13 protein-coding genes are annotated in these 14947 nt (G+C 47.2%); 1 reads left to right on the forward strand and 12 read right to left on the reverse strand.

The features are described from left to right. Positions 1-380 precede the first annotated feature (380 nt). The 4 genes from gltX to BS614_RS30415 all read right to left on the reverse strand — a co-directional run bounded on the left by gltX (position 381) and on the right by BS614_RS30415 (position 4208). A complete protein-coding gene (gene gltX, locus BS614_RS30400) occupies positions 381-1838 on the reverse strand; it encodes a glutamate--tRNA ligase (protein ID WP_036607153.1) in 1458 nt (485 codons plus the stop codon). Between the two features lie 33 nt (positions 1839-1871). Beyond that, complete coding sequence (gene ispF / locus BS614_RS30405) at positions 1872-2348, reverse strand: 2-C-methyl-D-erythritol 2,4-cyclodiphosphate synthase (RefSeq protein WP_017692052.1); 477 nt, start codon at positions 2346-2348, stop codon at positions 1872-1874. Further along, positions 2345-3040 carry a 2-C-methyl-D-erythritol 4-phosphate cytidylyltransferase gene (gene ispD / locus BS614_RS30410; protein ID WP_074096571.1) on the reverse strand — a complete coding sequence of 232 codons (696 nt, stop codon included), beginning with the start codon at positions 3038-3040 and terminating at the stop codon, positions 2345-2347. Before ispD ends, ispF begins: the two co-directional genes overlap by 4 nt. Positions 3041-3122: 82 nt before the next feature. Continuing rightward, a complete protein-coding gene (locus BS614_RS30415) occupies positions 3123-4208 on the reverse strand; it encodes a PIN/TRAM domain-containing protein (RefSeq protein ID WP_074097060.1) in 1086 nt (361 codons plus the stop codon). Between the two features lie 173 nt (positions 4209-4381). Between BS614_RS30415 and BS614_RS30420 the strand changes: the two genes are divergently transcribed. Then, positions 4382-4777, forward strand: a complete 396-nt coding sequence (locus BS614_RS30420; RefSeq protein WP_017692049.1) for a nucleoside triphosphate pyrophosphohydrolase family protein — start codon at positions 4382-4384, stop codon at positions 4775-4777. A gap of 126 nt (positions 4778-4903) precedes the next feature. Here BS614_RS30420 and pssA read toward each other — a convergent pair whose 3' ends face one another. The 8 genes from pssA to BS614_RS30460 form a co-directional block, all read right to left on the reverse strand. After that, entirely contained in the window at positions 4904-5635 is a 732-nt protein-coding gene (gene pssA / locus BS614_RS30425; RefSeq protein ID WP_017692048.1) for a CDP-diacylglycerol--serine O-phosphatidyltransferase, read from the reverse strand. A 45-nt stretch (positions 5636-5680) separates the two neighbouring features. Continuing rightward, positions 5681-6757: a DNA integrity scanning diadenylate cyclase DisA gene (gene disA / locus BS614_RS30430; protein WP_036607144.1), complete on the reverse strand. Its 1077-nt coding sequence runs from the start codon at positions 6755-6757 to the stop codon at positions 5681-5683. A gap of 13 nt (positions 6758-6770) precedes the next feature. Beyond that, a complete protein-coding gene (radA, locus tag BS614_RS30435) occupies positions 6771-8138 on the reverse strand; it encodes a DNA repair protein RadA (RefSeq protein WP_036671578.1) in 1368 nt (455 codons plus the stop codon). Positions 8139-8410: 272 nt separating this feature from the next. Continuing rightward, on the reverse strand, positions 8411-10873 hold the full coding sequence (locus BS614_RS30440; RefSeq protein ID WP_074097061.1) for an ATP-dependent Clp protease ATP-binding subunit: 2463 nt from the start codon (positions 10871-10873) through the stop codon (positions 8411-8413). A gap of 185 nt (positions 10874-11058) precedes the next feature. After that, positions 11059-12129 (reverse strand): protein-arginine kinase McsB, encoded by a 1071-nt coding sequence (gene mcsB, locus BS614_RS30445; RefSeq protein ID WP_036607140.1) that lies wholly within the window; start codon positions 12127-12129, stop codon positions 11059-11061. A 28-nt stretch (positions 12130-12157) separates the two neighbouring features. Further along, complete coding sequence (gene mcsA, locus BS614_RS30450) at positions 12158-12682, reverse strand: protein-arginine kinase activator protein McsA (RefSeq protein ID WP_036607138.1); 525 nt, start codon at positions 12680-12682, stop codon at positions 12158-12160. 31 nt (positions 12683-12713) lie between these two features. Then, positions 12714-13175 (reverse strand): CtsR family transcriptional regulator, encoded by a 462-nt coding sequence (locus BS614_RS30455; protein WP_036607135.1) that lies wholly within the window; start codon positions 13173-13175, stop codon positions 12714-12716. A gap of 461 nt (positions 13176-13636) precedes the next feature. Next, on the reverse strand, positions 13637-14812 hold the full coding sequence (locus BS614_RS30460; protein WP_074096572.1) for a GNAT family N-acetyltransferase: 1176 nt from the start codon (positions 14810-14812) through the stop codon (positions 13637-13639). Between the last annotated feature and the right edge of the window lie 135 nt (positions 14813-14947).

A 14947-nucleotide genomic window follows, 5' to 3' on the forward strand; every position in this document is an offset into this window, starting at 1 on the left:
TAGAATGAGCCCTCAAGCGGTTTGGTAACGGAAACCAATCGTCACAACCTATCCTAACGTTTTCCCATGTCATGATCGACAAAGGCGGGGCTGGATTCGGCTGTGCAGCTCACGGGCGCATTTCGACTGATGGACAGTGGATGGTTCACAGCCACCGCAACCAAAGAAATCTCTCTTTGCTGCGGGACCATCCTCTCTGAATCTGTCCGGATCAGTCTACTCCTCCCGATCTTTGCTGTTCTATTAGATAAATCATATCAATTATTCGTTGTGTTGTTATTATAGCGAAAAGGCCTCAGACTGACAACAGCCTCCTACGTAATCCATCCATCGTAGGACTGTGTTCAGATTCCAAATAAACGGAATGTCCTCGACTAAGATTATTTTACTTGTGCAAGCAGGCGTTCGATCACCGTATCACGACCCAGAAGTACGATCGTTTGGTTCAGATCCCGTCCATGCGTCTGTCCAGTCAAGGCTACACGAATTGGCATAAAAAGCTGTTTGCCCTTAAAGCCGGTTTCTTTCTGTACTTCCTTGATCAATGCAGCCATTTTACTTGGAGTAAACTCTTCGCTCGCCTGTACTTTATCCGCAAATGCCTTCAGTACGGTTGGCACCTGCTCCTCTGCAAGCACTGCTTCTCCTTCACTTTCAAGCTCCAGATTGGAACGGAAGAATACTTCCGACAATTCCACAATATCGGAGGCAGAATTCATCTGCTCTTGGTACAGGTGTACCAGAGTATAAGCCCATTCTTTTTGTTCAGCAGACAGCTCGGAAGAAATACGTCCAGCCTTTTGCAGATGCGGAATGGCCATTTCGGCAATACGTTCCGGGTCAGCATGTTTGATATAGTGGTTGTTCAAGTGAGCCAGTTTGTGGGTATCAAATACCGCCGGGCTCTTGGACAGACGTTTCGTATCAAAAATGGAGATCAGCTGCTCTTGCGAGAAGATCTCTTCTTCCCCTTCCGGCGACCAACCGAGTAAGGAAATGAAGTTAAACATCGCTTCAGGCAAATATCCGAGCTGATCATACTGCTCAATAAACTGAATAACGGATTCATCCCGTTTACTCAGCTTCTTGTGATTTTCATTCACGATCAGCGTCATATGACCGAATTGCGGTGGCTCCCAGCCAAGCGCTTCATAGATCATCAGTTGACGCGGCGTGTTCGAGATGTGATCTTCCCCGCGCAAGACGTGGGAGATCTTCATCAAGTGATCATCCACAGCAACAGCATAGTTGTATGTGGGAATGCCGTCTTTTTTCACAATGACGAAGTCACCGGATTCCTTGCTGTTGAACGAGATTGTGCCTTTAACCATATCATCAAACGTATATGTGCGCTCTTCCGGCACACGGAAACGAATACTCGCTACGCGACCTTCCGCTTCAAACGCACTAATTTGCTCTGGAGTCAGGTCACGGTGTTTGCCAGAATAACGCGGTGTTTCTCCACGTGCTGACTGTTCCTCGCGCTCTTGCTCCAATTCTTCTTCCGTGCAGAAGCAACGGTAAGCCAGACCTTTATCCAGCAATTCCTGCGTATATTTACGATAGAGATCCAGACGTTCCGTTTGACGGTATGGTCCGTATTCTCCGCCCACGTCAATACTTTCGTCCCACTCAATTCCGAGCCATTTCAGGTATTTCAGTTGGCTTTCTTCACCACCGGCAATGTTCCGTTTCACGTCCGTATCTTCAATACGAATAATGAATTTACCGTTATTATGTTTGGCATATAAATAGTTAAACAACGCCGTACGGGCATTCCCGATATGCAGGTGTCCCGTTGGGCTCGGCGCGTAACGCACACGAATATCCGTGCTCATATGATCCCCTCCGTCACTAATTGATTGATGATATCACACACGTACAAGGCAAACAACGGATTGAGCGGCAATGCCCTCTCCCCGTCCCGGGAATCCCAGTTGCTCTGTTGTTGTTGCTTTCACGTTCACCTGTGTTACATCCGCTTCCAGTGCCTTGGCAATAACCTCAGCCATCTGTGGGATATAAGGAGCCATCTTTGGCTTCTGGGCAATAATCGTTGAGTCGATATTCCCTAGCTTATACCCGCGATCCTTCACAAGCTGCCATACATGCTCCAGCAATTTCAGGCTGTCGGCATCTTTGAATTCCGGATCGGTATCCGGGAAGTGCTTGCCAATATCCCCAAGTGCCAGCGCACCCAAAATGGCATCACTAATCGCGTGCAACAGCACGTCTGCGTCCGAGTGACCCAGCAGTCCTTTTTCATAAGGAATCGTTACTCCGCCAATAATACACGGGCGTCCCTCTACCAGCTGATGTACATCAAATCCTTGTCCTACACGTATCATCGCTTCTTCTCTCCCCCCAGCAAAAACGCAGCATATTGCAAATCTTCCGGCGTTGTTAATTTGATATTGGTATAATTGCCTTCCACAACCTTGACCGACATTCCCTGACGTTCAGCCAGCATGGCATCATCTGTCCCCAGAAATCCGTCCTGCTCGGCTGATTCGTAGGCGGAGAGCAGGGAAGAAAGACGAAAAGCCTGCGGGGTTTGAATGCTCCACAGACTGCTGCGGTCTGGCGTCGCCGTAACGACTCCTTCCGCATTCACTTGTTTGATCGTATCCTTCACGGGAACCGCCAGTACAGCTGCTCCACCACCGGCTATGGCGGCCGCCATGCATCCCTTGATCTGCTCATGGTTCACAAAAGGACGTACCCCGTCGTGAACGAGAACCCAATCCGTCCCAAGTGCCTCAAGGCCTTTATGGACAGAATGTTGTCTCTCTTTCCCTCCGGGGATAACACGGACACGTGAAGCCAATTGGTATTCTTTTACCCAATCCTGGCAGCGTTCAACATCTGCGGTTCCTGTGACCAGCACCATCTCGCGGATCTCGTCCAGCGCAGCAAATACCTCAAGCGTATGTATGAAAACGGGCTTGTCCTGCAGCAACAGAAACTGTTTGCTCTCGGTCGTCCCCATCCGGGTTCCGCGACCTGCTGCCACAATGACAACGCCCCACCCTTTATCCATGCCGCAATCCCTGCCTTGTCTGTCAGTTTATCGTCCAAAGATATACAATATCATTCAACGATACACTACCCATCATACCGCTTTATTGGGCTTTTTCCAACAGTTTCGGCTTGGCAAAAATCATTCGTCCCGCTGAAGTCTGCAGCACACTGGTCACCAGCACTTCCATCATCATGCCGATATACTCGCGTCCACCCTCCACAACGATCATTGTGCCATCATCCAGATAGGCTACGCCTTGACCATGTTCCTTACCATCCTTGATGATCTGCACCATAATCTCCTCACCTGGCAGAACAACCGGCTTAACCGCATTGGCGAGATCATTAATGTTCAACACAGATACACCCTGGAGTTCGCACACTTTGTTCAGGTTAAAGTCATTGGTGACCACTTTACCCTGAAGCACTTTAGCCAGTTTAACCAGTTTGCTGTCCACCTCGGAGATTTCCTCGAAATCCCCCTCGTAGATCAGGACTTTTACATCAAGTTCCTTCTGGATTTTGTTCAAAATGTCTAGTCCACGCCGTCCTCTGTTCCGCTTGAGCAGATCCGATGAATCGGCAATATGCTGTAACTCCTCCAGAACAAATTCCGGGATTACGATCGTGCCTTCAATAAATCCGGTTTTGCATATATCAGCGATACGCCCATCGATAATAACACTGGTATCCAGAATTTTATGTTCTTCCATCCGTCTATCTTCGTCCACCTCGGGATGACCCCATCGTCCAGACATCCAGAAGGCCCCCAGATCGTCTTTCTTCGCCATGGCAAGGGTATAACCGGAATAAGCACTAATCACCGTCAGCGCCACTTGCAGCACTTCTCCTGCCGTCCCCATCCATCCCACAACAGGGTAAAGTAACAAGGCCACGAGCAATCCTGCAACGGTACCTGCAGCACCTGCAGCCAATTCGTTCATAGGTACTTTTGCCAATGAGTCAATTCCACTATGCAGCCTGTCTGCCATCAATGTTCCACCAATATTACATAAAGCCATAAACATTACAGCTCCCAGCAGTGTCGATATACCAGCTCCCAGTAATCCTGCTGACTGAATCCACTCCGCCATCCATGGGACCGATTTTCCTGCCAGATGATATGCCGTGTAGCCGAACCATGCACCGCACAATCCTGTAAAAGTTAAAATGCCTTTTTTCCACATTAGTCCCTGCACCTCCTTCAATGTATCTTGATCTTTATATCCAGTATGATCCAATTCCTGAATTGCTAATCCCATCTGGAAGAACTTTTTGGAAATGTTGCAATCGTCAGTTGAAAGTAGGTAAATTATTGGCATATAATGAATTCAATTCATATCCCGAGGTGAGTGGCAAAATGAGTACGCTAAGTTTACAGGCTTTCCAGGATCAAGTTTCTGAACTGTTGTTGCGTCATCGCAGCCTGATTGATGTACTGTCCAAAACGGGACAAGCCGGAGCGTCTGTTAACCGTGCCGTGTCCAAAGCCATTACCGAATGCGGCTGCATCGAGCTGCACGCCACCAAGCAGAAATATGCCCCGGAGAGCGATATCGCTCAAACCAAGGGCCTGCTGGAAACGCATGTGGAAGGTGAGTTGTGTGAGAACTGCAGAGAGGTCATCAGCTCTGAGCTAGGGCGGAACCTGTTCTACATGTCGGCTCTCTGCAATCTGCTGGACATTAACATGGAAGAGGTCGTAAATCACGAATCACAGAAGTGTTCAACGTTAGGGATGTTTAATCTGTCGTAAGAAGATATGTATGTCGTCCGTAAGGGTTTCTTTTACCGTAAATAGATCTGAATAAACAAAAAGCACGCATTCTCCAGTTCAGGAGAGTACGTGCTTTCTTTGTATAGTGTCTGTCCCCATGGCGACTTAACGATCGGAAGGACGGGAAGATTTCTCATCCTTGCGCTTTTTCGCCCGACTACGTGAGGCCGCTGTTCGCACATTATGCTTCATTCCATACAGGGCGTATAACACCAACGGAATAAAGATCAATTTGGATAACTGCTCCGGGAAAATAACGGCTACGGCTATGGCAAATAACACAACCCATGGTGCAATCCAGATTGCCTTGCGTGGCAAACCGACCTTTTTGAAATTGGGATATTTAAGCGAACTCACCATCAGATACGATAACAGCAATGTAGCAATCATCATGCTAACCGGGCCAATATCCTTATTGAACAAGGACAGTGTGGCCAGTACCCCGCCGGCTGCCGGAATCGGCAGACCTGTGAAGTACCCGGGAATTCCCGGACGAACGTTAAACCGTGCAAGACGAATGGCTCCACAGATCGGAAAAGCCGCTGTTGCGATCCAGGCGAGGATCGGCATTGAATCTTGAAACGACACCATAAATATGATCAGGGCTGGTGCTGCACCAAAGGAAACCATGTCAGACAAGGAATCCAGTTCCTTGCCGAATTCACTTTGGGCATTGAGTGCACGTGCCACTCGGCCATCCAGACCATCCAGCAGCATCGCTACAATGACCATAATGGCAGCCAAACTGTAATTTCCATCAATCGCAAGCAAAATTGCCATCATTCCAAGAAACAGATTACCCAGGGTAAAGAGATTCGGAATGAATCTGGTTAGCATCGTTGTTTCACCTCATCCATTTCAAGCCTTTATATAGGCAAACCCTTACATCTGTCTGTCGATAAACATTTGCTCCTGCAAACGTTTGAGGCCTTCCTTAATGGTCCGGGCACGAACTTCACCAATACCGTCCACTTCGTCCAGTTCTTCAATTGTAGCCATAATAACATGAGGCAATTGTTCGAATTGATCCACCAGATTATGGATAATGACATTGGGCAGGCGGGGGATCTTATTTAATACCCGGAATCCACGAGGGGCAACCGAATCCTCAGAAGTAGCCGCTGATGAAGGATAGCCGAGAAGACGGACAATATGATGTGCATCCAGCAACTCATCGTCCGACAATCTTTTCAGTCCCACGATAATTTCACGGATTTTGTCATCACTGTCGTCACGGGCATAGTCTTTATACAATAACCAGGCCTCTTCTTCCGTTGTACCCACAAGTTCTTCCATTTGCATGGAAATGAGTCGTCCCTCATTCCCGAGTTCATGAATGTACCGTTGGATTTCCGTTTTGATCCGCATCACCATTTCGGTACGCTGAATCACATTAACCACTTCAGGAATCGTTACTAATTCCTCAAATTCCGAAGCACTCAGATTCGTAAGGGACTGTGTTAATACAGCTTTGTATTTCTCCAGGGTTTGAATCGCTTGATTCGCTTTGGTCAAAATAACCCCGATTTCCTTGAGGGAATAACGAAGTGTTCCCTGATACAAGGTAATGATATTCCGGCGCTGTGATATGGATACGACCAATTTACCCGTTTGCTTTGCTACACGCTCTGCCGTCCGGTGACGAATCCCCGTCTCTGATGAAGAGATAGATGAATCCGGGATTAACTGGGTATTGGCGTAAAGAATACGCTTCAAATCCTCGCTAAGAATAATGGCTCCATCCATTTTGGCGAGTTCATACAGATAGTTCGGGGAGAAATCACAGTTAATCGAGAATCCCCCATCCACCACTTCCATTACTTCAGGGCTGTATCCTACAACAAGCAGTGCGCCCGTCTTGGCGCGCAGCACATTTTCCAGACCTTCGCGGAAAGGTGTACCTGGTGCGATCAGCCTTAACAACTCATTCATATTATCCAGTTGGCTCATATCTTTCATCTTGTTATGCCCCCTAATCTAAAGCAACCGCTAGTGCATCTGCCACGGTATTCACACCGATCAGTTGTATCCCGCGAGGATGTTTCCAGCCCTTTAAGCTTTTTTCTGGTAAAATGACTCGTTTGAAGCCCAGCTTTGCGGCTTCCTTCACTCGTTGTTCGGCCCGTGATACGGCTCGAACTTCACCTGTCAGACCGATCTCGCCAAAGATGACGTCATCCGGCTTGGTCGGCACATCTCTCAAACTGGATGCAATGCTTACGGCAACCGCCAAGTCTACAGCGGGCTCATCCAATCGTACTCCACCAGCCACGTTCAGATACGCATCCTGGGTCTGTAAAAACATGCCCATCCGTTTCTCCAGCACTGCAATGATCAGATTTAATCGATGCAGATCTACCCCTGTTGCCATACGGCGAGGAGAAGGAAAATGGGTCGTCGAGATCAACGCCTGTAATTCCACGAGCAGAGGACGTGTCCCCTCCATACTGGCAACTACCGTTGAACCTGCTACACCCAGTGGACGTTCCGACAAAAAGAGTTCGGACGGATTGCCTACCTCACGAAGTCCATCCTCGCCCATTTCAAAAATACCAATCTCATTGGTGGAACCAAAACGGTTCTTCACCGCACGCAACAGGCGATACGTATGATGCCGTTCTCCTTCAAAATAAAGCACGCAATCCACCATATGTTCTAACATACGTGGACCGGCAATAGCACCTTCTTTGGTAACATGCCCCACAAGAACCGTTGCAATGCCTCTGCCTTTGGCAATCCGCATGAACCTTGACGTACATTCCCTTACCTGTGCAACACTACCAGGCGCACTGGTAACTTCGGGAAGATATACCGTCTGAATGGAGTCGATGACCAGAAAATGCGGCTGGATCTGATCCACCGCTTCCTCTACACGTTCCATATTGGTTTCACACAGTACATACAACTCGGCAGAGAGTGCCCCGAGACGGTCTGCCCGCAATTTGGTTTGCTTTACTGATTCCTCACCGGAAACATATAACACACGCAAACCCGAATGCGTCAAAGCATGGGACGTCTGCAACATCAACGTTGATTTACCAATACCCGGATCTCCGCCCACCAGAACGAGTGAACCCGGAACGATTCCGCCACCCAATACCCGGTTCAACTCTCCGATTCCAGTCTGTACACGCGGTTCCTGACCGCTATCTATATCTATGATAGGAAGCGGTTTATCTTTACTGTCAAACAGAGGAGAATTTCTCCCTTGTGTTTTGACCACCGTCTCTGTTTCTTCCACCATTGAATTCCATGACTGACAACCCGGACACTTACCGTACCACTTGGGGGCTTCATAGCCGCATTCCGTACATTGAAACTTGGTTTTAACTTTGGCCACTTCAGCACTCCTATAATTTAATTTTATAACAGCATTTTGCATTATTCGACGAATTTCACCCAAACTCCCTGACGTGCAGGGTTACTAAAAGTTTACCATTGTTTGAGATTTTTCGTAAAGGATTATCGCAAACTTTACACATGTTCCTGACATAATCATGTCCGTCTTCTGTCCAAAGTGCAAAAAATCCTCCCTGGCCGAAGCCGAGAAGGATTTGATTAAGGATTATGGATCAATACAAGCTGAAGTTTAACTCCAAAGCTTGCTAAATATTATTTAGTTTCGATTTCCTCATTGGACGGAGCGACCACGTCTTTTTTCGTAACAGACAGTGCACCGTTCTCTTCGTCGATGAGCAATGAATCCCCTTTGGTTACGTTACCTGTGAGCAACTCTTCGGACAATTTGTCCTCGATATGCTTCTGGATTGCCCGACGAAGCGGACGCGCACCGTAAGCTGGATCAAAGCCTGACTTTGCAAGGAAAGACTTGGCATTATCAGTGAGTTCGAAATCGACCTCATGTTCGAGCAGTCGTTTACGAAGTTCTTCACTCATAAGCGTAACAATTTCAGCGATGTGTTTTTCTTCGAGTGAATGGAACACGATAATTTCATCAATCCGGTTAAGGAACTCTGGACGGAAGCTTTTCTTCAGCTCATCCATCACTTTCCCCTTCATGTTGTCATAATCTGCTCCTGCATCTACAACTGCAGTGAAGCCCAGTGTAGAGTTACGTTTGATCGCTTCGGCACCCACGTTGGATGTCAAGATAATCAGCGTATTGCGGAAGTCAACGACGCGACCTTTGGAATCCGTCAGTCGACCATCCTCAAGCACTTGTAACAAGATATTGAATACTTCTGGATGTGCTTTCTCGATTTCATCGAGCAGGACTACGGAATATGGTTTGCGACGAACTTTCTCTGTCAGCTGGCCACCTTCTTCGTACCCAACATATCCTGGAGGCGCTCCGACAAGTCGGGAAGTCGAGTGCTTCTCACCATACTCGGACATATCAATCCGGATTACTGCATTTTCATCGCCGAACATCGCTTCAGCCAAAGCACGAGCAAGTTCTGTTTTACCTACCCCTGTAGGGCCGAGGAAAATGAATGAACCCATCGGACGTTTTGGATCTTTAAGTCCCGCACGAGCACGACGAACCGCACGGCTGACAGACTTCACTGCCTCATCCTGACCGATGACACGTTCATGTAGAATAGACTCCAGATTCATCAGACGCTGTGTCTCTTCTTCTTTCAGTTGGTTCACAGGGATTCCAGTCCAGCTGGCTACCACTTGTGCGATATCCTCAGGAGTAACCTCGGAATCGGTGCGACCTTGTTTCTCTTTCCACTGGTTCTTCGTTACATCCAGCTCTTCACGGATTTTTTGTTCCGTATCACGCAGAGCTGCTGCTTTTTCGAACTCCTGACTTTGAACTGCAGCGTCTTTTTCCTTACGGATATCTTCCAGACGGCTTTCCAGTTGTTTCAGGTTTGGTGGGATCGTGTAAGAGTTCAATCTTACTTTGGAACCCGCTTCATCAATCAGGTCAATCGCTTTGTCTGGCAGGAAACGGTCTGTAATGTAACGGTCAGACAGTTTAACCGCCTGCACAATTGCTTCGTCCGTAATTTTCACGCGGTGATGCGCCTCATAACGGTCACGCAAACCGTGCAAGATTTGAATCGCTTCTTCTGGAGAAGGCTGATCTACAGTAATCGGTTGGAAACGACGCTCAAGCGCTGCATCCTTCTCGATGTATTTACGATATTCATCCAGTGTTGTCGCACCGATACATTGCAATTCTCCACGGGCCAGAGCCGGTTTCAAAATGTTAGAAGCATCGATGGCACCTTCAGCTCCGCCTGCGCCAATCAAGGTATGCAATTCGTCGATAAACAGGACAATGTTACCTGCTTGGCGAATCTCATCCATGATTTTTTTCAGACGATCTTCGAACTCACCACGATATTTGGTTCCAGCGACTACAGAACCCATATCCAGGGTCATTACACGTTTGTCGCGCAATGTTTCCGGAATCTCATTTGCAATGATTTTTTGTGCAAGGCCTTCAGCAATCGCTGTTTTACCTACACCTGGCTCACCGATCAATACCGGGTTGTTCTTGGTACGACGGCTGAGCACCTGAATGACACGTTCAATTTCTTTACTACGTCCAATGACTGGGTCCAGGTTGTTCTCTCTCGCATAAGCCGTGAGGTCACGTGCCAGACTGTCCAGCGTTGGTGTGCTGACATTGGCAGGTGTTCCATTATGACTGGAGACAGCTTCACTGCTGCCAAGCAATTGCAGCACTTGTTGACGTGCTTTGTTCAGGCTAATTCCCAGGTTATTGAGCACACGTGCTGCAACACCCTCGCCTTCACGAATCAATCCGAGCAGGATATGCTCTGTGCCTACATAGGTATGGCCCAATTTACGAGCTTCATCCATAGACAGTTCAATTACTTTTTTCGCACGTGGCGTATATGCAATGTTGGTAGGTTGCTCTTGGCCACGGCCAATCAGCGTTTCTACTTCATCCTGAATTTTTTCCAATCCGAGTCCCAGGCCGATCAGTGCTTTGGCTGCGATGCCTTCGCCTTCACGAATGAGGCCGAGCAAAATATGCTCAGTACCGATGTTATTATGACCGAGACGGACAGCTTCTTCCTGCGCGAGTGCGAGCACCTTTTGGGCCCGTTCCGTAAATCTTCCAAACATCATATCTCCTGCACCTCCATGGTTTTGGATAAAACGAGGGTCATGTAATGAAATAACCGTCGTATTCTTCATATCATTTTTGTTTGCAGCCGTGCTGCGAATAAAGTCATTTGGCATTTGTACATGCCTTATTATATAAAAGCCGCAATGCGGCATGAAACCATAATTCAATACAATATCAGGCTAAACTAGGACTGCTTCGCTGCATTGATCGTATCACGAATCAACTGAGCTCGGTAGATGTCACGCTCATCTGTGCGCATATCTTCCCCGAATGTTTTCTGCAAAAATCCCGGCTGTGTCATGACATTCAACTCATTCATTACAGTAATGGACAGTCCATCCAACAATCCGAGATCCACGCCAAGGCGTACATCCGATAAGCGCTGTGCAGCTTCCTTGGAATCAACAATAGCTGCATGAGACAATATGCCATAAGAACGCATGACCCGATCCGTAATCCGCAGTCTGGAGTCAGTAATTAACCGTTCTCTCGCTGTACGTTCATGACCAATCATCTGTAACACAACACCATGCAGGTTCTCGATGACTTCCTGTTCGGTCTGTCCCAATGTAATCTGGTTCGAGATCTGGAACAGGTTACCCATCGCCTCGCTGCCTTCACCGTATATTCCTCTTACCGTCAATCCCACTTGGGAAACTGCGGTTAGAATACGGCCGATTTGCTGTGTCATCACCAGGGCAGGCAAGTGCATCATAACCGATGCTCTGACACCTGTACCTACATTAGTAGGACAGCTGGTTAAGTATCCTCTGCGATCATCAAAAGCATAATCCACGTGCGCTTCAAAAGCATCATCTATTGCGGAAGCTTTCTCCCAGGCTTCTTTCACCTGGAACCCCGGATAGAGGCACTGGATACGAAGATGATCCTCTTCGTTAATCATAATACTGACTGACTCATCCTCACTGAGAATAACCGCACCATTCCTGGATTCATTCGCAAGACTTGGACTGATGAGATGTTTCTCCACCAGCACCCGTTTGTCGAGTTCGTCAATATCGATCAGATCCAACGTATGAAAATCCCCAAAGGCATGAACGTCATCGTATTGAAGTACTTCGCTCAGCTTATTCAGCACCTCTTCCGATTGCTCATTGGAAGCCAGCATCGGAAACGGAACATGCTGAAGGTTGCGTGCAATCCGGACACGGCTGCTAATGACAATTTCGGAATCAGCCGCATCACTGCGCATCCAGTCGCTGAGCGCCTTCTCTGTAAAGCGCAGATTAGGCATTACGCATCCCTCCTACTCATGACAAACTTTACTCCTGAGCTATTCCTTTTTCAAGTCCTCTGATCTGGTCACGGATCTGGGCCGCCTCTTCAAATTCCTCTTGCGCGATGCTCTCCTGGAGCTCACGCTTCAGATCAGCGATTTGCCGTTTCACCTTGATGCGACCACCAGCTCGTGCAGGCACTTTGCCTACATGGGACGTATTACCATGAACCCGCTTGAACAAAGGATCCAGACGACTGTCAAAATATTTATAACATGAACTGCAGCCGAACCGGCCTATCTTACTAAATTGTGCGTACGTCATACCACACTCTTCACATTGAAGAGCTTTTGCAGGTGGTGTTCCTGCCGATCCACTTTTGCCGGCTGGATCAAAATCAAGCAATCCGGACAACAAGTTGTGAATGGAAAACCCACCTGCTGTTCCAGGGATCATTTCCCCTTTTTCACGGGCACATGACTCACAAATATGGAATTCCGTCTTCTCTCCATTTACGATCTTCGTAAAATGAAGTGTCGCCGGACGTTTATTGCATTCTTGGCACAGCATATTGATGTACCTCCTTTGACCCCGATAGTTTTCATTTACCGAGCAAAGATATTAACATCGCCTTCAACATTCTGGCACGAATTTGATCCCGGTAAGGAAGTTTGACCAATATAACCTCTCTAGATACAGCAGCTCGCATCAACCCGGCTTCCCGCTTGCTCAAGAAGCGCGCTTCTTCCAATTGATATATCAGACCTTCGGCAGCTGTCTGCCCGATCTCTTCACCAATACTATGGTGCAAATGATTATGCAGAGCTGATTGGGCCGGTAATTCAATGCGCTGTATGCGAACATAACCACCACCGCCGCGTTTACTCTCTACCAGGTATCCCTTCTCGAGTGTAAAACGTGTGCTGATGACATAATTGATCTGGGAAGGTACACATGAGAATTGATCTGCCAGATCATTACGCTGAATTTCAACCATTCCTTCGGGACTTTCATGCAAAATACTCTTCAGATATCGTTCGATAATATCAGAGATATTACGCATCCAATCATCCTCCACTGTCTGAAACGTTAAGTCAATAAGGACCCACACGCCCCCACAGAGTACACCTTCTCTACCCATTTAACCAATTAGGGAAACAGCGAATCTTGCTTCCAAAGGTGTCAACAGGAGAGCGAAGGAAGCACGAAGGTCCTTTAATATTCCCTTGATCCTCCGATGAAATGAATCCCGTATATTGGCGATCATGCATCAGATTGTAGAAAGAAAGCTACTTAAGTATTAAACCTTTAGTTGACTTTGACTTTCTTTGACTTTATAACCATTATAGCATATTTTGTGGTTTTGCCAAGTGGGGTCACTATTCATTTTTTACGATTTTACACGAAATATTCCCCGGACACAAAAAAACCTCCCCAAAATTGCTGGAGAAGTCCATTTGTCTTTTAATCACGCCGTATTTCTATATAAGCTAATCAAGTTAAATGGAGCAGTGGGAATAGTCATCAGAAGAAATCGAGCAAATAGGTTTCCCGTTCAGGAATCGCTTGTTCCAAAGCCTTGATTGCTGTGTTCGGTCCGTGAATTCTTCCGATTCGTGCCATTTCCGTTGGTCTGCGATATCCCATCAGGACCGCGGTAAGGGATTGAATATCCACCTTAATTGTCTGATCATCATTAATTGGTTCCGATGTTTTCCATATGGATGCTGTTCCGTTCATTGCCACGTTTAATTGCCATACCCCTTCATTCCATGGAGCGTGGGCATCTTCTACCTGAAGTACAATCTGCACCGGTGAGTCCTGGCTTGCAAATGGATACTGGGATATAAACTGCTCTACACTAACGATACGCGCCATAAAATAAGGTACAATCTCCTGCTGAATCCGTGGGTTATCCAATTGGAAGGCAAGCGTATCACTGGCAGGCGCCTGCAACGTAACTTCCTGGATCATGGAATCATGGTTAGCAATAAAGGTCCACAGCCCTTGCCTAGCCTCTTCATTCAGATAGATGACCTCTTTAATGGTAAATTTATTTTCCTTAACTTCATATAAAAGATAACCTTGTGCTGCATCAGCTTCATCGTAATATACAGCCTTCTGGCTGGTCCCATTAACAAGAACTGAATTCTCCCACCTTGCATCATCCCGAACCAGAGTTCCGTTATAACGCTCAGCATAAGCACTGTATACTTCCTTTAATATGCTGAGGCCCGGATCCCCACGCCGAATTGTTCCAGGTGTCGCTTTTTTCTGAGGCAAATGAGCTGTAGGTACTTTATAACGTTTAAATTCAACATACGTCTCCCATCCATACTTCCGATAGAAACCAAAAGAGAATGGATGCAAGAATGATATGCTCTGTTTGTTACGATTCATTTCTTCCAACGCATGCTTCAGCAGACCCGCTACCAAGCCTTTGCGTCTATACTCTGGCCAGGTGGCAACACCCGCAATACCACCCATCTCGAACGATCTGCCATGAATATAGGTTTGAAAAGGAATGATGTGAAGTTTGGCTCCTAGCTGCCCGTCCTCATATACACCCCATATATCCTGTGACGAAAATTGACTCCGTCGTTTTTCTTTCTGTTCTTCACTCATTACTACTTGAAAAGCATATTCGGAGAGTGCCATCGCCGGTTCAAAATCATCTACCGTCAATTTCTGAATTTCCATGTTGTCCTACACCCCATTCGCTAGAGTTATTATCAATCCAAATCATGGCCTGATATCTGATATATGTACCCCTTAGAGTGTGTCAGAGGATTCTTACAAAGTCAAATAAGAGATGCTTTCGCATCCCCTAAAATA

Source organism: Paenibacillus xylanexedens (assembly GCF_001908275.1).
GTDB lineage: Bacteria > Bacillota > Bacilli > Paenibacillales > Paenibacillaceae > Paenibacillus > Paenibacillus xylanexedens_A.